The organism is Patescibacteria group bacterium (assembly GCA_018897295.1).
In the GTDB taxonomy this organism is placed as follows: domain Bacteria; phylum Patescibacteriota; class Minisyncoccia; order RBG-13-40-8-A; family RBG-13-40-8-A; genus JAHILA01.
In genome coordinates, this window is sequence record JAHILA010000009.1 from 1 (window position 1) to 21,960 (window position 21,960).

Here is a 21,960-nt window from a genome sequence, read left to right on the forward strand (position 1 = left end):
AGTACATTCGTGATAAAACCAAAAAGGCCGACAAGAATCCAAGGAAAAATTAAATAAAAAAATAATTCTTTCATTCCACGCTCCTTTAAAGAACAGATTTTAATCTATTATTAGTATACACTCAAATCAATAGTTTGTCAAATATTTTGGGGTGCCCAACGGGAATTGAACCCGTATAGCTGGTTCCACAAACCAGAACTTTAACCATTAAGCTATGGGCACCATATATTATAAACTCGAGATATAATCTTCCATTCTTTTTCTTAAATAACCTCTGCCAAAACCTGTTTTTAGTTGTTTTTCTCTGTCTTGGGAGTCTTTTTTAGACAAACAAACCTCACTATATACAAATGTCCAGTCCTTCATTCTTTTTGTTGTATGCGTTTTATTCCTTCTGTGTTCAGCTAATCTTCTTTTTAGGTTATTCGTACAACCAATATAAAATTTATCTAAATTTTTACTATATAAAACATATGTGTACCAAAACATAAATACAATATGATGCTTCCCGACAAAAGCGCTCCGCGCATTTTGACGGGCCCGCCTGCTTGCGTAGCTTGCGGCGGGTAACCATTAAGCTATGGGCACCATTATTTCTATCCTAACCTATAATTGATTATTTTTGCAAGTCCTCGGTTTCGTCCAAATCAAGTCCATCCTCTGTATAAATATTCTTTGGATTCCATAAGATCCAGCCAAAACCGCCAGCATCATAAACAGCTTTCTTCTGTAATTCTATCATTCGGGCATTATAATTAGCGCCAATATCAAAATCCTGAAGCCATGGCCTTATTTTCGCTGCTGAAGAAATACTAGCCAATCTTTCATTTCCGATTTTTACTGCATCATAAATTATTTCATAAGGATGCTCGGCTGGATTTTCAAAACCCAAGAACCCCGGAGGATAATGAGAAGGATAAACCATTGGGCAGATATAATCAAAATAAGGAGCAGCATTTTCCAGCCATTGTCCGATATTTAAATCATTGGTGCTAATAAGGGTTAATCCGAATAAATCAGCTGAAATCGGAATGCCTGTTGGTTTTAATTTCTGACTGATATATTCAAAAAATTGCCTGATAATTTCTTCTTTCTGGGTTCTGTAATCCCAAAACGGATAAACAATATTTGTAGTATTGCCATCAGACGGAAAACGAATGTAGTCAAAATTAATTTCATCAAAACCGACTTTTATCGCTTCTTTGGCAATTTCCAGATTATAATCCCAAACTTCCTGCGATGCCGGATCTACCCAAGTCAAACCATTATTATTCTCCCATAAACCGCCTCCTGGCCCCTTTAAGGCCAAATCAGTTCTTTCTCTTGCTAAATAATTATCTTCAAAAACCGCAATTCTAGCAATAACATAAATTCCTTGATCGTGGATTTTTTTAATCAACTCCTTAATGTTCTTTATATAAATCTTTTCTGAACCGATTTTATCTATTATTTCGTTATCAGTATCAAAAGGCACACGACCAGTGCAATCTTTTACATCAATTACCAGCGCATTTAATTCCGTCTTTTTTGCTAATTCCAGAATCTCATCAATCCGATAATTGCCTGCTGTACGAAAGGTCACGTAAATCCCTTTTGCAAGAACTGGAAAATTTTTGATCGCCGTGTCATTGGAAAGGCCCCATTTTTCAAATATGCTACTGGATAAATCAAAACCAAAAATCACAACAATAATCACTACCAGAATTAAAAAAAGAAAGATTTTATCTTTTTGCATAATCTGATGCCCCCGAGAGGAATTGAACCCCTATCTAGGCCTTAGAAGGGCCCTGTTCTATCCATTGAACTACGAGGGCAAATGCTCCCTGCCCGCCATCGCTATGCGAAGGCGTTACAGGCGGGTATCCATTGAGCTATGGGGGCTTAATTAAAAATTAACATGAATATTCCCTCCTGTGGCGTTTGACGGTTTACAGGTATCAACATATTCATCTAAAAAAGAAACTACAGCAGAAGAATCTTTGGCCGCTTGATAAAATACCTCATAACAATTTGCGTGATCCGGCAATAAATTAAAATCAACGCATGTTCCAGAATTATTATTACCCAACTTATGGCAAGAAGAAACACTTGGTCCGGTAGACCCCTGTATAGCAGATGAAATCCTTAAGGTGCACTTCCCTCCAGACAATGAGTTAAATTTAGATATGAAAGTTTGTACTTTTTGAGCAGCTGTCTGTGAAACTAAACACTTTCCGTTATTGCTTTCACAACCGTGCGTTGGTGTATAATTTGAAATATCCACACAGGTAGAAATATCAGAACAACCCGAAGAAGAACTAACAGAAAATGCTTGTTGGCACGGTTTTTTCTCTGTTCCTTCACAAGCAAAATCCTGTCCACTCTTATCTTTATCAAGACAACACCATTTAAAACAATTTTTTAGGGGAGGCTTCCCCGCACAATGTTCACTATCACATCCTGTTTGGCAAAAAATCTCAGAAAAATAATACTCAACCATTTTAGCTGTATCTCCTTCGTTTTGAATAATATGACAATAAAGATTTTTCCCCGTGGGAGGAGTTATCCCCCCTCCTTCACATTCAATATCATTCCACGGCGCAGGGAATTTGGTTTTATCAGTGCTAACCAATGTATTGAAAATCATATTAATTACCGTCCATGCCAACAAAGCAATAACCACGCCGATAATTGCATTGGTAATTATTTTCTTGCCTAATTCAAGATTGCTTGGTACTGCTCCGGCAAGCAAAATCGTCAATCCGCCGATAATTATAAAAACCACTGCTAAAATAAAAATTCCAGTTGTAATAAAATCAATGATGGTCTGCGCCAATACAAAAAGATGGCAAAAAGTGCAAGGCTCTGTTGTTCTGGTTCCGCAGGGCACAAGCGGTCCGCTCAAATCTCCTGCCAGAACAACTACTGGCGCTATTAGAAAGGCGATTATTAAACCTAAAAATAGATATTTTTTCATAGATTTTCAGCTAATAATAAATATATAGTCATCATACACGATTTGACTAAAAAAAGCAAAAAAGATATACTAAAAAAATATCAACGTGGCAAGTCTGACTTACCGGGCTGTAGCACAGTGGCTAGTGCGCTCGCTTTGGGAGCGAGAGGTCGTGGGTTCGAATCCCACCAGCCCGATGCGGGTATCGTATATCGGTATTACCACAGGTTTCCAACCTGTTGAGAGGGGTTCGACTCCCCTTACCCGCTTTTATAAAAAATACCCCCGACAAGTCGGGAGTATTTTTTTCAAACCCTATGCTTAATTTTCCTAAGCAATAAGGTCAACCAACTAACGAGCGTATTCAATAACACGCATTTCTCTAATCACGGTTACTTTAATTTCTCCTGGGTACTTTAATTCTTTTTCAATTTCAGAAGCAATATCTTTGGCTAATTTATAGGCCTTTAAATCATCAATTTTGCCCGGATTAACGAATATTCTGATTTCTCTGCCTGCCTGAATAGCATAAACTTTTTCAACGCCTTCAAATCCAGTGGCAATTTTTTCCAATTCTTCCAATCTCTTTAGATAATTTTCAAGATTCTCTTTTCTTGCTCCTGGCCTGGCAGCTGAAATCGCTTCTGCTGCCTGGACAATTGATGCCTCAATACTTTCAAACGGATAATCTCCATGATGCGACTTCATTGCATCAATTATCTTCTTGTCAATATTGAATTTTTCCAATATTCTTATGCCAATATCTACATGGGAACCCTGGACTTCGTGGTCAATCGCTTTGCCGATATCATGAAGTAAAGCTCCTTTTTTACAGATAATCGGGTCTGCGCCTAATTCAGAAGCCAGCATCCCAGACAAGTGAGCAGCTTCAATTGAATGTAATAAAACATTCTGCCCGAAACTGGTTCTGAAAGTCAGCTTGCCTAAAAGATTTACCAAACGCGGGTCAAGCCCGACAATGCCGACATCATAAACAGCTGCTTCTCCTGCTTCTTTAATTTTGGATTCTATTTCTGTTTTTGCCTTATCAACCATCTCTTCAATTCTTGCTGGCTGGATTCTTCCGTCGACCATCAATTTCTCTAAAGCGATTTTGGCAATCTGCCTGCGAGTGGGATCAAATCCGGAAATAATCAGGGTCTCCGGCGTATCATCAATAATCACTTCAACACCAGTCAACCTTTCCAGTGTTTTAATGTTTCTTCCTTCTCTACCGATAATTCTTCCTTTGATTTCGTTATTAGGCAAAGTGACGATTGTAGTCGTTACTTCTGCTGCCTGCGAAGAAGCATATCTCTGCAAGGCAGTAACCATTATATTGTTGGCTTTCTTTTCCAATTCTTCCTTGCCCGATTTTTCAAGTTTCTGGATTTTGGCGAAAATCTCTTCTTTGTTCTGCTCTTCAACTGATTTTAGAATCTGTTGTTTCGCTTCTGCTTCAGAAAGTTTTGATATTTTTTCTAATATTTCTATCTCTTGTTGTTTTAATGTTTCTAGTTCGACTTTAATACTTCTGACTTTTTCGACTTTTTCCTGAAACTCCTTTTCTTCGTTCTCTAGTTTTCTGTCCTTGGCATCAAACATCTCTTCTCTTTTATCCAATCTTGTTTGAATTCTTCTGTATTCTTCCTGCCTCTTGGTTTCCTCTTTTTTTATTTCATCCAACGCATTAACAACCCTATCTTTAGCTTTTAAGATTATTTCCTGAGCCTGCGCTTTTGCTTCATTGACTAGTTTTTCTATTCTCGATTCAGCAGTATTGGCTCGTCTTTTAGCAATAGATTGGCGAGCCAAATAACCTAAGATCGACCCGAAAATTAAAGCAACCGTTGCAACTATAAGTGGAATCAGTCCTATTACCATAAATTTAAGTTACTTAATTACTTTTAAAGCTTATCAAAATAAATATATTTTGTCAAAATTGCTATTTGTGCTAAAATTATATCAATGAAACCAATAATTCTCACTATTCTTGATGGATGGGGGATTAACGCTCCCAGTCTGACAAATGCCATTTCTATGGCAAAAATCCCCAATCTCAAAAAGATGGAGGAGAATTATCCTTATTGTTCATTACAGTCATCTGCCATAGCTGCCGGCCTGCCGTGGAAAGAGGCTGGTAATTCGGAGGTTGGTCATCTTATTATCGGCAGCGGGAGAATTGTTTACCAATATCTTCCCAGAATCCTAATAGAAATTAAAAATGGAAAATTCTTTAAGAATCAGGCATTTTTAAATACAATCAACCATGTCAAAAAGAATAATTCCGTCCTGCATTTAGTGGGATTAATTTCGAGTGGCAATGTCCATTCATACTTAGAACATATTTATGGATTGCTAGAACTAGCCAAACAAAATGACGTTGCGAATCTGCGTCTACATCTTTTTACAGACGGCAAAGATGCGCCAATAAAAGAAGGAACAAAAATTATATCGACACTAATGGAAAAATTAAAAAATCCTAATTGGAAAATCGCCTCAATTATCGGCAGATATTATAGTATGGATAGAAACAATAACTGGGACAGAACTGAGATTGCTTACAACCTTATCACTCAAGGCATTGGCGAAAAAACCCAAGATTTAATCAAGACACTACGAGAATATTATGACCAGGATATTATTGATACCTATATAAAACCGATTGTTATTGTTGACGAAAATCAAAAGCCGATCGGAACAATTTCGGACAATGATGCAATTATTTTCTGGGATTTCAGGGAAGACAGCGCCAGACAGCTGACAGGAGCATTTGCTAAGGAAGATTTTGATAAATTCAAAAGAACACAGATAAATAACCTGCTTCTCTGCACAATGATTGAATATGACAAATATTTTAATACTGAGGTGGCTTATCCGCCGACAAAAATCCAGAATCATCTTGTAGAAGTTCTCAATGCAAACAACAAAAAAGTTTTTAAAATTGCTGAAACAGAAAAATACGCTCATGTTACCTATTTCTTTAACTGTGGCAAGGAAGAACCATATCCGAACGAAACCAGAAAACTGATTCCTTCTAAAATTGTTTCTCATTATGAAGAAAACCCGGAAATGCAGGCAGATGAAATCACTAAAGCAATATTAGAGGGTCTAAAAGGAAATTACGATTTAATTGTGGCTAATTATGCTAATGCCGATATGATGGGCCATACAGGCAATCTTGATGCAGCTATTAAGGCTGCTGAATATGTTGATGGCGCATTAAAACCAGTCATAGATTTGGCTGAGAAAGGGGACTGCATCTTAATTATCACTGCTGACCATGGCAATATCGAACAAATGGTAAATCTGCGCACCGGCGAAGTGAAAACCGAACATACTTTAAATCCAGTGCCGTTTTATTTGATTGGGACGGAGTTCAAGACAAACAAAAAGAGCCCCAAATTCTCATTTGAGACTCCGTGCGGAATGCTACAGGATATTGCTCCAACGATCCTCGCTTTAATGCACATTCCCCAACCCTCCGAAATGACCGGCACAAACTTACTGGAAATTCTTACTTCCTCTTATCAATAATTTCATCAATTAATCCGTAATCTTTCGCTTCTTCAGCAGACATATAATAGTCGCGGTCGCTGTCTTTTTCCACTTTATCTGTTTTTTGGCCAGTATGCTTGGCCAAAATTTTATTTAATTTCTGCTTGATTTTCAAAATATGTTTTGCGGAAATTTCAATATCGCTCGCCTGGCCGCCTGCCTCGCCCATAACTTGATGGATCATTACTTCGGAATTAGGCAAAGCCATCCTCTTTCCTTTTGCGCCTGCTGCCAGAATTACTGCTGCGCCAGAAGCAGCCATGCCTATGCAAACCGTTGAAATGTCTGATTTTACAAATTGCATTGTGTCATAAATCGCCATAGTTGAAGTCACGCCTCCTCCTGGACTATTAATGTAAATTAAAATATCCTTTTTAGGATCCTGATTTTCTAAAAACAATAATTGCGCAATCACTGAATTTGCTACAATATCATCAATCGGACCGCCTAAAAAAATTATCCTGTCTTTTAACAAGCGGGAGTAAATATCATAAGCCCTTTCTCCATATTGCGATTTTTCAATAACTGTTGGTATTAAATTCATATAATTTTCGCTTCGCGCTCCAAGAGCTCAAAGACTTTTTCATTTATTAATATATTCTCAGTATACTCTTTAAAAACCACTAAATCAATATTCCCGCCCTCTGGCGGGATCCCGCCCGACGGCGGGACCTTAACATTATAACGCGTTAATTCCTGATCCATCCTTTCCTCGATTTCCTGTGTAGAGGGGAGGATTTTTTCTTTGTCAGCAATCGCTTTAATACATAATCCGATTTTCACTCTCTTTCCTGCCTGTTCTCTCCATCCCTTTTTTAACTCATCAGCTGTTGCCTTGATCTGCGTTAAATAAGCCTCAAAATCCATTCCAAATTGGTCAATATTCATTTTAAACTCATTAACCATATTCTCCAGTTCTTTTTCAATCAGTTCTTCGGGCGCTTCGATTTTTGAATTTTCGACAACTTTTTCTATCAATTCAATTCTGATTCTTTGTTTCTCCACGATTTCTTTCTCCTGCATCAATCCCTGTTCAATATTCTTTTTCAGCGCTTCCAAAGAATCGAATTTCCCAAATGATTTTACGAATTCATCATTGATTTCCGGCAATTGTCTTTCCTGCACAAGGTTCATTTTTATCTTAAAATTTAGATTTTTGCCTGCAATATTTTTATTGCCCCAATCTTCTGGAACTTTCAATAAAAATTCTTTTTCTTCGCCAGCTTTCATTCCTTCCAACTCTTTTTCAAAGCCGGGTAAGAATCGGCCTTCGCCTATAATTAATGGATGATTTTTGCTTACACCATTCTCTATCTGTACTCCACCTATCCTTGTTTCAAAATCAATTTCCACCCGATTGCCTTCTTGCGCGGGTTTATTTATGGTAATGATTTTTGCCCTTGATTTTTGCAGATAATCTAAGGCATTAATAATTTCTTTCTCTTCAACTTTCAATTCTTGCTTCTTCGCTTCCAATCCTTTGTAATTTCCTAATTCAATTCTGATTCCATTTGTCATACCTGTCTCGCCGTAGTCCCGCAACACGGGACGAAGGCGGATTAAATCTCTAAATCCTTAATTAACTTTTTAGTATTAGGCCAGGTTAAGTTTGCAACTGCTGTTTCTTTTTCGACCCACTCATAATTATCATGTTCAATAATTGCCTGGTTCAAGGAAATTTTTTCATTCATATTAGCTTTTACTAAAAAGGTTGCAGTAATTTCGTAATCGATTCTGTCTTTTTGCCATTTCTCTGTTTTATTTAAATCACGGATGATTTTAAAATCTTTTAATCCGGTTTCTTCTTTTATGCCTCTGATTAATACTTGTTTTAGATTTTCTCCTGGTTCTATGGTTTCTTTAAGAACTTCCCAGCCATTCCATCTTAAAATACGATGCAAAATTAAAAAATACGGCTTGCCATTTTTAATATCATAAATAATTGCTCTAACTTTTTTCATTGTCGTCCTTGCCATCCTTAGCTTTAGCGAGAGAGGGTTTCTTGGTTTTAGATTTTTTTTCTTTTTTCGGTTTCTCGTCCTCTTCTTTTTTGTCCGCATCTTCCATCATTTTTTCACTCTTCACATCAATTTTCCAGCCAGTCAATTTGGCTGCCAATCTAACATTCTGTCCTCTTTGACCAATAGCTAAAGAAATTTGGTCTTCTGGAACAATTACCAGGGCTGTCCTTCTACTTTCATCTATTTTGACGTCAATGATTTTTGCGGGGGAAAGAGAATTAGCAATATATTTTTCTATATTTTCGTTCCATTCAATAACATCTATTTTTTCTCCGCCCAATTCATTAATAACTGTCTGAATTCTACTTCCTTTCTGCCCAACACAGCTTCCAATCGGGTCAATTCCTTCTTCTTCTGTCCAAACCGCAATTTTGGTTCTTGAACCTGGTTCTCTGGCAATGGATTTTATCTGCACTGCGCCGGTTGAAATTTCCGGGACTTCAATTGAGAATAATCTACTCACTAATTTAGGATAGGCGCGGGAAAGAATAATATCTGCGCCTTTCGGCGATTTTTCAACCTTTAAAATATATGACCTCAAACGCTGACCCATAAAAAACCTTTCTCCTGGAATCTGTTCTTCGGGAAATAAAACTCCTACCGCTTTACCGATGTCCAAAAATATATTTCTGCCTTCGATTCTTTGGACAATTGCGCTCACGATTTCTCCTTCTTTGTCTTTGTATTCCTCAAAAATGACTTCTCTTTCTGCTTCTCTTAATCGCTGGATAATAACCTGTTTGGCTGTTTGCGCAGCGATTCTTCCAAAGTCAGTATGTGTTTCGAGTTTTGTCTGAATTTCGTCTTCAATTTTTGCGTTTTTCTTAATTTTCTGGGCATCCTCCAACATTATATGTTTATATGGATTAAATCTAATTTTTTTATTGCCATCTTCATCTTTCCCGACGTCTTCCCCTAGTGGAGTCGGGACTCCGACCTCGCCTTCGGCGAGCGTCGGAGCTTCTTCTTCAATTTTGCCTTCTTTGTCTTTCTTTAGCATGCTCTCATCCACAACTAAAAAAACCTGGAAAACTTTTATTTCCCCAGTTTTTATATCAAATTTAACTTTGATATTCTGGCCTTTTTTGCCATAATCCTTTTTGTATGCAGCAGCAATCGCCATTTCAAGGGTCTCGACGATCTGTTCCTGAGAAATGCCTTTTTCCTCGGCAATCTGGCTCATTGCTGAAATAAATTGTTTTTGATCCATAGATTTAATGAAAGGCCCGACCAAAGTCGGACCGTAAATGATTAAGAAATAATATTATTATATTAAAAATCCGTTGTCAATACATATCACCAACTGCATTTTCTGTATGGCGAATATCATATGAGCCGTTGCGATAAACTTCTACTGCCAGAATATCAATTTGCCACGAACTATCAAACAATCTATGTTTGCTTAAATAAATTTGTGATAATTTGATTAATTTTTTCTGCTTAGCGTAAGTAATATTGTCTTCTGGCCAAAATCCGCCAGGCCCAGTTTTATTGCGCGTTTTTACCTCAATAAAAACAATGTCGTTCCTGCCCGCAACGCCAGCAACCTGCCCGCTCGCAAGCTCGCGTTGCAGGCGGGGCTGGCTTGCGTGGCGGGCGGGTTTCTCTGCAATAATATCCAATTCTCCCAGTTTGCTGTATCTGAAATTCTTATCTAAAATTTTATATCCTTTTCTTTTTAAATATTCTCTGGCAATTTTTTCTCCCAAATCGCCTAAATCTTTTCTCTCGCACATTTTTATTCTTTCTCGTTTAATTTCTCAACTATATTTTCTGCTTTTGCCAATCCTTCCTCGCTACCAATATCAGTCCATAAACCGCGGTGGACAAATGCCAATAATTGTTTTTTCTCTGCCAGCAGCGGAAAAATACATTCTTCAATGGCAAATGCCTCGCCTTCTTTCTTGGCGCGTATACATTTTGTCTGTAAAAGCTGCGGAGACAAAACATAAAAACCAGCATTAACATATCCAGAATATTGATATTCCGGATCTTCTTGGAATTCCACTACGCGATTATTCTTGGTCTTAACCAAACCCATGCCTTTGACATTTTGATCATAATAAACTGCCATTGCGCCCAAAATTTCTTCATATGAAACCCTTTTTCTTAAAGGAGAGATTCCCGAGGTAATACTTCTCACAAATGATGAAGAAGAAAAGAATTTCGGTTCTGAAACATTGGTTTTATAAAATTTAATAAAGTTATTCAGGTCGAAATTACTTAAAGTATCGCCGTTCATTATTAAAAAATCCTTTTTCAAATCTTTGGAAGCTGACATTATTGCTCCTCCTGTTCCCAATGGTTTTGTTTCGACAACATATTCAATTCCCGCCACTTTTCCTATTTTTTTAGAAATATTTGCTTTTGGATCTTTGATTTTCAGATATTTTAAAATCTCTTCTGCTTTATAGTGGAGACTCAAACAGATATCATCAAATTTATATTTTTTCAATAAATCCAATTGATATTCCAATAATGGTTTCCCTTTTATTTTAATCAGGGATTTGGGTATATTTTTCAATTTTCCAGGCAGGTCGGTTTTACCTCCTGCCAAAATAATGACTTTCACCCCGTACTAGATTTTCGACATATTTATGTTAGTTTTGTCGAAAATCAATTAATATTTGTAATTATAATAATCTATTATTGATTTATCATGCCCCGATTGCGGTCCCGATAAATCGGGACCAGTCGAAAATTCAGTACGGGGTTCATGCCCAGAGTTAATTTTAACTCTGCAAAATAAAAAGTCAACCCTATTTGTCGACTTAGTGGACTTGGCGAGAATCCCTGCCCGCCAAAGCTGCACTTGGCGCTGCGGGCGGGGAACTCGCGTCTCAATTTTGGACCATAGCGGATTCGAACCGCTGACCTCGTCAATGCGAATGACGCGCTCTACCAACTGAGCTAATGGCCCTTATTCGTGTCTTAGTGCTTCAATTGGATTAAGTTTGGCAGCTTTCTTAGCAGGATAAATACCGAAAACCAAACCGACAATTGCAGCAACCCCGAATGCCAGGACAACCGCGCTAACAGGAACAGCAAAACCCCAGCTTATATTCAAAACACTGCTCAAGACAATTGCTACGATAAAAGAAATCGATGTACCGCCAAGAAATCCTATGATCCCGCCGATTAAGGTTAGGGTAATTGATTCCAATAAAAACTGATTCAAAATATCCTTATTTCTTGCGCCAACTGCTTTTCTTAAGCCAATTTCTTTTGTCCTTTCTGTAACTGAAACCAGCATTATATTCATGATGCCGATTCCGCCGACAATTAAAGCAATCGCAGCAATAGAAGAAAGAAATGCAGTAAGAATTCCGGTAATCTGGGCCATCATATTGCTTGCTTCAACTTGGCTCATTACTTTAAAATCATCCCTGGATAAGTCCCCTTCTGGATTATAAATATTATGAGTATCTCTGAGAATAAAACGAATATTCTCCATTAATCTATCCACAGTATCTTCATTTATAGCCCGGACAGTAATAGCGTTTAAATGATCTATTCCCAATAAAAGTTTCTGGGCAGTTGTTACGGGAATATAAACATATTCGTCATAATTCTGGAACATTTCCATCCCGCGTTCTTCCATTACGCCAATTACTTTGAAACTGGTTTTTTTAATCCTAATCGTTTTGCCAATCGGATCTTCTTCTCCGAATAAATCTCCTGCTATTTTATAGCCCAATGTTGCCACTCTTGCCATACTTTTAACTTCTTCTTCATTAATATCCCTTCCAATAACTGCATGCCAATCATCCATAATATATGCTTCTGGAGTTGTTCCTATGAAAGTTATTTTTTCATCATTATTCTGATAAACAGCCCTGGCAGTTCCATAAACCATTGGATAAGCCATATCTACTAAAGGGTCTTTTTCTATTGCTTCCATGTCTTTAAGTTTTAGGGTTTTTATTGTCATCTCCTCCAATGCCATTTCCATGCCAAAACCTCCTTTGGGATCAAATGAACCTGGTTCAATATAGATACTATTAGAACCCAAGGACTGAATTTGACCTATAATTAAATTTTGGGCGCTTCTGCCAATTGACATCATTAAAATTACCGAACCAACGCCAATAATAATGCCAAGCATAGTTAAAGCAGAGCGCATTTTATTCGTCCTTAATGTAATAAAAGAAATTTTAAGAGAATCTCTGAGTCTCATAATTTATTTCAGCAGTCCATTTTTAGCGATTTTTCTGTCCGCTACTCGTTCATCGCTAACTATCTGCCCATCTTTTAATTTTATTATTCTTCTTGCCATTTCCGCTGTATATTGTTCATGCGTGACTAAAATAATCGTATGTCCTACTTCATTTAAATCCTGTAAAATTTCCATTATTTGCTGACCTGACTTACTGTCCAGATTTCCTGTTGGCTCATCAGCAAAAATTACTGAAGGATCATTTACAATTGCCCGTGCAATTGCCACTCTCTGCTGTTCGCCTCCGGACAGTTGATTCGATAAATGCTTCATTCTATGGGAAAGCCCAACTGATTCAATCGCTTTCATAACTCTCTGCTTTTTTTCTTCCTCAGAAATTTTTGTGTAGGCAAGAGGCAATCTGACATTTTCAAAAACTGTTGTCCTGGGAAGCAGATTGAAAAACTGAAAAATAAATCCCAATTTATTGTTTCTGACAAAAGCCAATTGGTCATCATCTAAATCTTCAATTCTTTGATTTTCAAATTTATAAACACCAGAACTTGGCCTGTCCAGGAATCCCATAATATGCATTAATGTCGATTTGCCGGAACCGGACGGCCCCATAATTGCCAAGAATTCTCCCTTTTCAATATTAAAAGAAACCCTCTCCAGGGCCACTGTTTTTACTTCATCATCCGAATATTCTTTTCTAAGATTTTCTGCTACAATCATTTATTTCAATTTTTCATGAATGTAATAATTTTCTCTCCTTCGCTTAAACCGCTTAAAATTTCAATTTCCCCTTTATTGCCGCGCAATCCAGTAGTAACTTCTGTTTCTACTATTTCCTCGCCGTCTAAAACTCTGACAAATTTTTTACTATTTTTAGAAACAACTGCTCTTTGCGGAACATTCAAGACATTATCTCTTTTCTCTGCCTGAATTGTCGCTTCCCCTGACATTCCTGATTTTATTTTTTGTTCATCTCCTTCAAATAAAATTTTTACTTTATAATAAACAACGCTGTCAATTATGGTTTTACTTGAATCAATCTCAATAATCTGGCCAAGGAACGATTCTTCTGGAAGCGCATCCAAGATTATTAAAACTGGATCATCCATGCTTACTTTGCTGATATCTGTTTCCGGGATATCAATTTCTATTTGCAATCCTTCTGGGTTAGTTAAAGATACAATTACTTTCTCGCCAACAGTAATTACTTCTCCGATTCTTACATCTATTTTTGCAATTATCCCGTCAAAGGGTGCAATAATAGAAGCATCGCTTAATTTTTTGCTGTATTCAGCCAAGTTTGCCTTATATTTATCAACATCTGCCTGATAAACCGCGATATCAACCACGCGTGGCGAGGCTTGCAGTTTTTCTAAATCAACTTTGGCTTTATTGTAAGCACTTTCAACTGTATTGATGTTTATTTGATTCGTAACTTTCTGATTAGCAATGTCTGCCTTGGCAGTATTAATATTGCTGACGGCAGCATTAAGATTGACAATATTCGTATCAATTGTAGTTCTATCCGTAGTAGAAACCTTTTCCCTTGTAGATGGATCACTCATTGCGGTTTTGGTATAATCCAAAGCATCTGTGATTTTCTGGAGTGCGAGCCACATATTGTCCAAAGCCGCATCAATATTGCTATATGTCGGATTTATTTCAGAATCATCAACATAATCTTTCGCGCCTTTTATTTTGGAAGTTCCCAAATATGCTTCTTCTGCTTTGTCATTTTTATCCCTAAAAATAACGGATAAAGAATCGCTATAATAGAAATACAATCTTTCTATATCTTTCAGGTCTGCTAATGCCTTGTTATATTTACTGGAAGAATCAATTAAATATACCAAAGCTGAACCATAATCTTGATTTAAATCATTTTCTGCCTTGTCTCGAGCATCTTCAAGAGCTATTCTGGCATTTTCTAAAACTTGCTCGCTGACTTTTATTTCCTCGCTGCTTGCGCCTGCCAAAAGCTGATCTAATTTTGCTTTTACCTGACTGTAGCTTGCCTGCGCCTGCAAATACTGGCTGTAAACAGTACCGGAATCTAAACTTACTAAATATACCCCCTTTTTGACCTTGTCGCCAACCTTAACCAGAATTCTTTCTACTGTACCATTGGTTTTAAACCTTAAATCAATTTCATCAATTGATTGAACCATGCCATTGGCGGAAACTTCTTGAATCACGTCTCCTCTTGCAACGAATCCTGTCTCGTATGTCGGCTTTTCGGATTTTAAAACAGGAATTAAGATAAGAACAATAACAATCAAAACAATACCAAGAATTATCTTGGTTTTTCTTTTTAATGTTTTAATTTTCTGCAATGAATCTTTCAACATTTTCGCAATATAGGTATTATAAACAATTAAAATCCTCCAAGCAAGTTTTTTAAACCATATAAAAAGGAATAAAAAAAAGAGCGGGGCGCTTGCCGCCGCTCCTATTTAAATCCCGCTCCTTGTTATCTTAAATATAAGATAACCCTCCTCGATTCTTTGATGACGCTGTGTGTGCTGTCGCCATGTAGATTTTTGGAAAGCTCCTTGATTGCCTGAAGAGATTTTCCGGCCAATTCTTTCCCTAGCCTTTCAACGACAGAAACAACGATAATCGGTTTCCGGTCTTTGGTAATTTTCATTTGAACAGGGATGAATCTGCCATCCTCTTCAAAATACATCTCCAAGCCCTCGCCAAACAGATTTTTTAATTTCGTCATTTTTCCTCCTTGAATCTTCAATATAGCATACTTCAACTAAAAAGTCAAGAAAAACAAAAAATCTCCGCAAGAGGAGAATTTTGAGAGGATAATAAAAATTAATATAGAGGTCCTAATACTGATAAATTGGCAAAGGTGCGACCTTGAAAATTTTTTCTGTTTTTTTGTTATATTTTTCCTCGGTTCCGTTTTTTATATGATATTCAATTCCTTTTCTCTGACAAAAATTAATAACTCTATCTGATTGTCTTTGATAAAAATCCTTATTATTTCCATAATTCGATTTTACATTGTAGTTTAATTTTCCAAATACAATTTTATCTACAAAAGATACAGAATTTAAAACTTCCCATATATTCTGTTCCTGTAAATTAGGCGTTGGGTATGGCTCCATACTCGCCCAAGTTTTTAATCCTTTTTTGTGTAAATATTCTAATGCCTTGATTCTTTCTTTATATGGCGCAGAATATGGTTCAAATCTTTTCTTGAAGTTTTTGCTTAAAGAAATAAGAGTTATTCCATATTCATTATTTTGCCCATATTTTTCGATATCCATTAATTCTTTTGGATAAATCCCTTTTGTTAGAACAGTGCAACGAATATTGTCTTTATTTAATCTCTCAATTATTTTCAGAGTTAAATCTGCCACCTCTGGATATTTATACATAAAAGGATCGGTCGAAAAACATAAATGGACATATTTAATTTTATTTTTATATTTGGGAATTTCTTTCTCTAATAACTGTAAGGCATTAGATACAATCTTGGGTTTTATCCAATCCTTATAATCTTTTATTGCCCCAGTTCTCTTTTTCATCATCATGGCATAACAGGGAAAATTACAACCATGAGCACATCCTTCCACGTGGTTAATACAAAAATCAGCATATTCAACCCCACTTCTATATAATAAGGTTTTACGGGTTATGCTTTTCATATTTATATTATACCATTATTTTGGGACTTTTAAAATTAAATTATGTTCTAATAATTTTAAAGCTTTAAGCTTCTCAAAATGTTTAAAAATGTCTTCTACAATCTTTTTGGCTTTATCATTATGCCCCGCATAAATTAAACAATAAAGTGGTGTATTCTTCGAATTTCTCATAATTAATGGCAGAGAAACATATTCAAACACAGATTTCAATCTTTTAATGAAGTATTCGCTTAGCTTCTTGCCATCAATGTAATCTTTTATCTTTATGGGCCCAAAAAGAGTAGACGCATCAATATACATTATATTCTGCCAGTCATTATTCCCCCAAAAGCGGTTCATTCTTTCTATGTGTTTTTGAGTAAGCTTACTTGGATTATTTAACAAACAAGCTCTATTTATTGCCATAATGGGCATATTTAAAAATATCTCAATTGTTTTTATTTTAGCTGCCTGCTCTATTATTTCCCAACTTATATTCATTCCAAAGGGATCTAAAAACACTAAAACTCTTTTAAAACTACTATATGGAAACTGCGGTATCAATTTAGTGAGAACCTCATTGCAATCATCATTTTTTATTATTATCTCTAAATCTTTAAATCGTCTTTTAATAGATTCTAGTTTTTTTATTCTCCATTTTTCTTTCTCTATAAAAAAATATGCAGTAAAAGGGTTTTTAATGCTCAAGGCGCAACATGGAGAACCATCTATAAATCGTTTTTCATCTCTAGCTTTCGGCTTACCAGTTCCGGCGAAAGCATCAATATAATAATAACCTTTACACCACCTTTGATTCTTCATTATTTTAGTGTAAGCCTCTAAATATTTCTTTAATAAAGAAAGTTTGTCTTCTGACCATCTGCCAACTTCATCAAATTGATCTTTTTTTCTTATAATTTTCATAAATTTTTTCCTCTCCCCGCCCCGCCAACCAATATTAGTATCTGGTAGTTAGTATTTAGTATATACGATTAATTATGTAAACTTACTCTCTTGTTTCTTTAATTATTTTTTAAAATCCTGACCACTCCCTCATTCGCATCGACCTCAATCAAATCGCCGTCTTTTAAAATATCGGTGGCGATTTTTGTGCCAATAATACAGGGCTTTTTCATCTCTCTGGCCACAATTGCCGCATGACAAGTAATCCCACCTTCGTCTGTAATAAAGGCTATGGCCTTTTTCATTGCTGGAAGATACTTTGGCATGGTCATAGCAGCAACAAGTATATCTCCTTTTTTGACTTTATCAATATCAAAAACTTTTGATACTTTTTTCACAACGCCTTTTACTTTGCCCTTATAAGCTATCTGCCCTTTAATTTCATTCCCTTTATATTGGGTTTCTCCGGAAACCGCAGATTTATTATCTTCTAATTTTATTCCTAACTTATCTAAATTCTCCTGTGGGTTTCCAGTATATACTTTTTCTTTATAATAAATAAATCCCTTTTCTCTTTCATTTATCTTTTCAATAAAATTAGGATCTTTAATTTCCCCAGACCATACTTCCTCTGGTAAAATAAATCTTGTTTTTCCTTTTAATTTAGGAAAAAATCTTCTTAAAGCCTCTTCAAAAATAATTTCAGGAGTTTCATTATGCCCTTGTGTCTTTTCTCTGGCATCTAGGGCAATTTTTTTTAATTCTTCATCTACAGAAAGAGTTGGAATTATAAATATAATAGCCGTATAAGACCATACAAAAGCATAAAGTTCTTGTACTTTTCTTAACTCCTTTAAATTTTTTATTTTCTTTTTGCCAGCATAATATTGTTTTAATTGACTAAATAAATCCAAGAAATTTTTAATTTGTCCTATCATATACTCTTTTTTCTGGCATTTTTTAAATATGCTTCCAAAAACTCTTTTTAATTCGTTGGGTTCATAGTATATACTGACTAAATCTCCTCCTTTATAAACCGCGCAGGCTTCTGTTATTCCATCCCTGACTATCTTTTTCATTCCTTCACCCATAGAATTATACCAACTAGCTAATCTAAAGAAAGAATACTCCCTGGAGTGTTCTTTTGTGAAAACTTTTATCTGTTCGTCATCAAATTTAATATTCTCTTCTTTAATTAATTTATCTATTTCCTCCCCGACATAAAACTTGTTTTGATAATATACATATCCATTCGATCTTTCCCTAAGCTCTTTTTTGATTATTTCCCTATTTTCAAAAACTTCTTCTGGCAATATATACGGAATTTCATTCTCCCTATATCTTCCCTTATAAATTGTTTTTAGTCCTTTTTTTAAAACATCGTCAAATATATCATCATACCTCTCTGTCTTTTCTCTAACATCCATTGAAATTTTTAAATTTTCCTTAGGAAGATAAGTTAAATTCGGCACAATAAAAACTATACCCAAAAGAGTATAATAATCTTTATATCTATTATAGAACCAATTCAGCTCTTCTTTTGAGGTAATGGTTTTCTTTCTCTCTAAATAAGGCAAGAATTCATCAAACATTTCTAAAAATTTCTTTGTAATTTCCTTAACAAACCTTATCGATTTTGCTTTTTTGCCAATGACTTCAAATAATTTTTCAAGATCTGTTTTATAATAATAAACCTTTACCAAATTTTCTCCTTTTTTAAAACGGATTAATGTATGAGATAATCCAATATTTCCAATAAAATCTTTAACATCAGGCGTTATACTTTTTAACCAAACTCCAACCTTGAATAAGCTCATTTCTCTAGCATGACCTTTTTCTAAAAATAACTCTATTTTTGTAATTTTATCGCCCAAGGTTGTAATCGGTCTGCTTTGAACAATATAAAATTTATTGTTGGCAAATGCCCATTCAATATCAACCGGAAAACCATAATGATTTTCTATTTTTAAAATTAACTCGGATAGTTTAAGGATTTGTTTATCAGATAAAACCTGCTTTTCTCCTATTTTTTTCGGGATTGATTTCCATTCGCTACCATTAATTTTGGCTCTATATAGACCTCTGTCCTGAATATTCACATTAATATCAATAATTCTTCTCGGTTTCTTCTCGACCACATAGCTGTCTGGCGTAACCTGACCGGAAACAATTGCTTCTCCTAAGCCAAAGCTGGCTTCAATAATCAATTGATTTTCATCCTGCGTAACCGGATGAACAGAGAAAGCAACGCCGGATATTTCGCTATCTACCATCTTTTGAACTACCACAGCTACCGAGATTTTTTGCTTGTGCAGATTTTTTTCGTATCTGTAGAATATAGCGCGCGGAGTAAATAATGAAGCCCAACACTTTTTAACATTTTCCAAAAGATTTTTCTCGGTTGTATTTAGATACGATTCCAACTGTCCTGCCCAAGCTGCTGAAGAACTATCTTCGGCAGTGGCGCTGGAACGAACTGCTACATATTTTGCTTTTAATTGTTTAAATGATTTTTTTATTTCGTTAGAAATAATTTTTGGCATTTCTGCATTTAGAATCAGCACTTTTATTTTTTCCGAAGCGTCGTCAATTGTATGAATTTCTTTGTGATTTACATTATCTAAGATTGAATCTATCTCCACGTTTAAATCCGTCTCTTTTAAAAATTGCTCAAATGCATCAGATAAAATAATAAATCCAGGAGGAATCGGAATTCCTGCCTGGGTCATTTCTCCAAGAGATGCTCCTTTGCCGCCGGCAATAGACGCATCATTTTTATTTATTTGTTTAAAGGTTTTAATAAACATTATTTTATTTTGCTTTCTTGATTATTTTAACTATTCCTTTATTCGCATCTACTTCCACTAAATCACCATCTTTAAAAACTTTGGTAGCAATTTTAGTGCCCATAATACATGGAATCTTCATCTCTCGACTAACTATCGCAGCATGACAAAGAAATCCTCCTTCATCTGAAATAATGGCCGAAGCCTTCTTAATAACTGGCAGATAGTCCGGAGTTGTCCCATGGGCAATCAAAATATCATCTTTTTTCATTTTACTAAATTCTCTAATTGATAATATTATTCTTGCCTTACCCCTAACTTTTCCTTTATATGCTGTAATACCTTTTATTTCAGTTGTATCTTTTTTTTCAAATCTAAATCTTTTTATTTGTTTAAATTCGCTGATTGTTTTTTTATTAGTAACTACAATATCTTCAAATAGAATAAACTCCTTAAGTTTTGGTTTGTACCTTTTTAAATAAGCTGGTAAAAATCTATTTTTTAGCAAGTAATTGTCCATTTCACCGCCAGGAGTGAATAGTTTTTCAGTTTTAATCCTTGCCTGCTCGCATTTTTTTACCAACAACTTATCTTTTATAGGAATTTTTAAATCTTTGGCTAAATAAGGAATTATGAATGTTAAAGCTTCAAATGCTAATATTTCTGACGCTAAATAAAAAACCTTTGAATCAGAAGTTTTATTTGAGGCATTTCCATTGGAAACAGATTTAAACTCTCTGACCTTCTCATAGTAATCTATTATTCTTTGATGCAGGATTTTATTACCAGTATTTGAATTTATCTTCTTAACAAGACAGCCGGTGAATCGTTTAAAATTGACAAAAAACTCATATAAATTTCTGGAATTCTTATAAATCAAAACATTCTTATAAATCAGGCAGCCACTTTCCCTTTTTAATAAACGGGTATAAGCATGATAGATTGCAAACAAATAAGGAAAACTATATGGCCTTAAAAATATTAAAGAAGTACTCTTATGAGTTAAAAATTGATTTATTCTCTTGTCTATATCTTTAATATCCATTTTACCTACCTTCATTAATAACTTCTTCCAATAGCTCTTTATTTATATTTTTACTAAACTCAAAAATTATGTCTCCGTCTTTTTCTTTTTTATAGTCAATCCAAATCTCTGGGATTCCTGGCTTTCTGTTTAATATTTTGATATCAAATCCCTCAGTAAAATCAAATCCTTGATTATCTAAAGCTTTAATAAATTCATCTCTTTCTTCTCTGTCTTTAGTTTTATCAATGATTTTTGCTAGAAATGATTCGGTAACACCCAAATGCGAAGCTAAAAATCGTTCTAAGGTATCCGAATATTTTTTCTCTTTATCTTGCACTAATACATCCCATTTAGGCGCAATGTTTAAATATTTTAAAATAATTCCAGATATTTTTGCTGCGGCCTTAGAATAAGTAAGGTTTTCATTATCATTCAACTTTTCAGCCAGTTTATCGCTTTGCTCAACAATAAATTTTAACCCCTCGCTTTTTTTAAAAGCTGAAAAAACTTCTTGGACATATTTAGAATCCCAATCTCCTACAGGAAAATCTAATCTTTCGTCCACGGCTATTTTAGAGCCAACCTTTATCTTCTTATCCAGTTTTTCCTTTAATCCCTCTAATGATTCTTTTCCTGTAATTTCTTCTTGCTTTCCAGCCATTACAAAACCAGCAGTTTCTTGGGCTCTTTTCCTGGGGCTGCCAAAAGCCACGGCTTGTTCTATGTCTTGTATTTTGCTTTTTTTAATTGCTTGCTCTCTGCCAGTTGCTGTTAGTCTACGCTCGAAATCACTTTTCTCCTTATTTCCTGGTTCTTGTTCGGCATGGCGAAAAAATTTTAAAACAATCCGGGAAGTAAATCTTTCCGGTGATTTTTCTTTTTCAAAATTAAAGTTATTCATATTTTTATTAGATTTAT

General features: G+C 35.3%; 20 protein-coding genes and 5 tRNA genes. 3 read left to right on the forward strand and 22 right to left on the reverse strand.

Translation table 11 applies throughout. From position 1 onward, the window contains the following. Positions 1 to 147: 147 nt before the first annotated feature. The 5 genes from KKI21_01140 to KKI21_01160 all read right to left on the reverse strand — a co-directional run bounded on the left by KKI21_01140 (position 148) and on the right by KKI21_01160 (position 2,956). Positions 148 to 222, reverse strand: a tRNA-His gene (locus tag KKI21_01140). Positions 223 to 228: 6 nt separating this feature from the next. After that, positions 229 to 489 carry a GIY-YIG nuclease family protein gene (locus KKI21_01145; protein MBU4284816.1) on the reverse strand — a complete coding sequence of 87 codons (261 nt, stop codon included), beginning with the start codon at positions 487 to 489 and terminating at the stop codon, positions 229 to 231. Positions 490 to 616: 127 nt separating this feature from the next. Then, positions 617 to 1,735: a putative glycoside hydrolase gene (locus KKI21_01150; protein ID MBU4284817.1), complete on the reverse strand. Its 1,119-nt coding sequence runs from the start codon at positions 1,733 to 1,735 to the stop codon at positions 617 to 619. 7 nt (positions 1,736 to 1,742) lie between these two features. After that, positions 1,743 to 1,814 (reverse strand) — tRNA-Arg (locus tag KKI21_01155). Between the two features lie 71 nt (positions 1,815 to 1,885). Further along, positions 1,886 to 2,956, reverse strand: a complete 1,071-nt coding sequence (locus KKI21_01160; protein MBU4284818.1) for a pilin — start codon at positions 2,954 to 2,956, stop codon at positions 1,886 to 1,888. 103 nt (positions 2,957 to 3,059) lie between these two features. On the opposite strand from KKI21_01160, the gene KKI21_01165 reads away from it, so the two are divergent. Both KKI21_01165 and KKI21_01170 read left to right on the forward strand, forming a co-directional pair. Beyond that, a tRNA-Pro gene (locus KKI21_01165) sits at positions 3,060 to 3,132 on the forward strand. A gap of 1 nt (position 3,133) precedes the next feature. Next, positions 3,134 to 3,204 (forward strand) — tRNA-Gly (locus KKI21_01170). Between the two features lie 82 nt (positions 3,205 to 3,286). On the opposite strand, the gene rny is transcribed toward KKI21_01170, so the two are convergent. Next, complete coding sequence (gene rny, locus KKI21_01175) at positions 3,287 to 4,819, reverse strand: ribonuclease Y (protein ID MBU4284819.1); 1,533 nt, start codon at positions 4,817 to 4,819, stop codon at positions 3,287 to 3,289. A gap of 84 nt (positions 4,820 to 4,903) precedes the next feature. On the opposite strand from rny, the gene gpmI reads away from it, so the two are divergent. Continuing rightward, complete coding sequence (gene gpmI, locus KKI21_01180) at positions 4,904 to 6,472, forward strand: 2,3-bisphosphoglycerate-independent phosphoglycerate mutase (protein ID MBU4284820.1); 1,569 nt, start codon at positions 4,904 to 4,906, stop codon at positions 6,470 to 6,472. On the opposite strand, the gene clpP is transcribed toward gpmI, so the two are convergent. The 16 genes from clpP to KKI21_01260 all read right to left on the reverse strand — a co-directional run bounded on the left by clpP (position 6,453) and on the right by KKI21_01260 (position 21,943). Next, positions 6,453 to 7,037, reverse strand: a complete 585-nt coding sequence (gene clpP, locus KKI21_01185) for an ATP-dependent Clp endopeptidase proteolytic subunit ClpP (GenBank protein MBU4284821.1) — start codon at positions 7,035 to 7,037, stop codon at positions 6,453 to 6,455. The genes gpmI and clpP overlap by 20 nt on opposite strands. Then, positions 7,034 to 8,011 (reverse strand): trigger factor, encoded by a 978-nt coding sequence (gene tig / locus KKI21_01190; protein ID MBU4284822.1) that lies wholly within the window; start codon positions 8,009 to 8,011, stop codon positions 7,034 to 7,036. Before tig ends, clpP begins: the two co-directional genes overlap by 4 nt. A 41-nt stretch (positions 8,012 to 8,052) precedes the next feature. Further along, complete coding sequence (locus KKI21_01195; protein ID MBU4284823.1) at positions 8,053 to 8,454, reverse strand: NUDIX domain-containing protein; 402 nt, start codon at positions 8,452 to 8,454, stop codon at positions 8,053 to 8,055. Beyond that, on the reverse strand, positions 8,441 to 9,724 hold the full coding sequence (nusA, locus tag KKI21_01200; GenBank protein ID MBU4284824.1) for a transcription termination factor NusA: 1,284 nt from the start codon (positions 9,722 to 9,724) through the stop codon (positions 8,441 to 8,443). Before nusA ends, KKI21_01195 begins: the two co-directional genes overlap by 14 nt. A gap of 76 nt (positions 9,725 to 9,800) precedes the next feature. Further along, positions 9,801 to 10,250, reverse strand: a complete 450-nt coding sequence (locus KKI21_01205; GenBank protein MBU4284825.1) for a YraN family protein — start codon at positions 10,248 to 10,250, stop codon at positions 9,801 to 9,803. A gap of 2 nt (positions 10,251 to 10,252) precedes the next feature. Beyond that, a complete protein-coding gene (locus KKI21_01210; protein ID MBU4284826.1) occupies positions 10,253 to 11,086 on the reverse strand; it encodes a nucleotidyltransferase family protein in 834 nt (277 codons plus the stop codon). Positions 11,087 to 11,361: 275 nt separating this feature from the next. Beyond that, positions 11,362 to 11,434: transfer RNA gene (locus KKI21_01215), tRNA-Ala, on the reverse strand. Further along, a complete protein-coding gene (locus KKI21_01220; protein ID MBU4284827.1) occupies positions 11,435 to 12,691 on the reverse strand; it encodes an ABC transporter permease in 1,257 nt (418 codons plus the stop codon). Between the two features lie 3 nt (positions 12,692 to 12,694). Next, on the reverse strand, positions 12,695 to 13,405 hold the full coding sequence (locus KKI21_01225; GenBank protein MBU4284828.1) for an ABC transporter ATP-binding protein: 711 nt from the start codon (positions 13,403 to 13,405) through the stop codon (positions 12,695 to 12,697). Between the two features lie 5 nt (positions 13,406 to 13,410). Then, positions 13,411 to 15,033 (reverse strand): efflux RND transporter periplasmic adaptor subunit, encoded by a 1,623-nt coding sequence (locus KKI21_01230; GenBank protein ID MBU4284829.1) that lies wholly within the window; start codon positions 15,031 to 15,033, stop codon positions 13,411 to 13,413. Between the two features lie 122 nt (positions 15,034 to 15,155). Continuing rightward, entirely contained in the window at positions 15,156 to 15,410 is a 255-nt protein-coding gene (locus tag KKI21_01235) for a hypothetical protein (protein MBU4284830.1), read from the reverse strand. 112 nt (positions 15,411 to 15,522) lie between these two features. Further along, a complete protein-coding gene (locus KKI21_01240) occupies positions 15,523 to 16,347 on the reverse strand; it encodes a radical SAM protein (protein MBU4284831.1) in 825 nt (274 codons plus the stop codon). Between the two features lie 15 nt (positions 16,348 to 16,362). Further along, on the reverse strand, positions 16,363 to 17,250 hold the full coding sequence (locus KKI21_01245) for a three-Cys-motif partner protein TcmP (protein ID MBU4284832.1): 888 nt from the start codon (positions 17,248 to 17,250) through the stop codon (positions 16,363 to 16,365). A 98-nt stretch (positions 17,251 to 17,348) separates the two neighbouring features. Beyond that, positions 17,349 to 20,036 carry a hypothetical protein gene (locus tag KKI21_01250; GenBank protein MBU4284833.1) on the reverse strand — a complete coding sequence of 896 codons (2,688 nt, stop codon included), beginning with the start codon at positions 20,034 to 20,036 and terminating at the stop codon, positions 17,349 to 17,351. Positions 20,037 to 20,040: 4 nt separating this feature from the next. Continuing rightward, a complete protein-coding gene (locus tag KKI21_01255) occupies positions 20,041 to 21,075 on the reverse strand; it encodes a hypothetical protein (protein ID MBU4284834.1) in 1,035 nt (344 codons plus the stop codon). Further along, positions 21,062 to 21,943, reverse strand: coding sequence for a histidine phosphatase family protein (locus tag KKI21_01260; GenBank protein ID MBU4284835.1), 882 nt, complete (start codon positions 21,941 to 21,943; stop codon positions 21,062 to 21,064). Before KKI21_01260 ends, KKI21_01255 begins: the two co-directional genes overlap by 14 nt. Positions 21,944 to 21,960 lie beyond the last annotated feature (17 nt).